This window comes from Brevibacillus sp. YAE8 (assembly GCF_057543335.1).
The window spans coordinates 1-543 of sequence record NZ_BAAIYG010000147.1; the positions used below are offsets into that span (position 1 = coordinate 1).

The following is a 543-nucleotide window of genomic DNA, read 5'->3' on the forward strand; positions in this document are numbered from 1 at the left end:
GTACGGGGAGAAGGGGCCGTGTTACGCAACATTCATGGAGAACGCTTCATGGACAAGTACGATTCCCGGCAGGAGCTTGCACCCAGAGATATCGTAGCTCGTGCGATCATCCATGAGATGGAACGCACTCAGTCTACGTTTGTATACCTGGATATTACACACGAGCCGCCTGAGCGGGTAAAGCAACGTTTTCCAACGATTTATCGGACATGTCTGTCATATGGGTTGGATATGACGACAGGCTGGATTCCCATTGCTCCTGCTGCCCATTATATGATGGGTGGTATCCAGACTAATCTATACGGGGAAAGCTCCGTTAGGCGTTTGTTCGCTTGTGGAGAGACTTCTTCCACAGGTGTTCACGGTGCTAATCGTCTGGCGAGCAATTCGCTATCTGAAGCTATTGTGTTCGCCAGTAGGATTATCGAGCGGCTGCATTCATTGCCACCGCTGGTCGGCCATACTTTGATATCTTACAGTGATAACCGTGCAGAGTTCCAGGCTTCATCCGTCGTGGGACAGCGACATAAGCTGCAAGAAACG

1 protein-coding gene is annotated in these 543 nt (G+C 50.6%); it reads left to right on the forward strand.

What is annotated here, in order from left to right; all coding sequences use genetic code 11:
• Positions 1–543 (forward strand): FAD-binding protein (locus AC27IT_RS28085; RefSeq protein ID WP_487092305.1); only part of this gene is annotated, 543 nt, incomplete at both ends.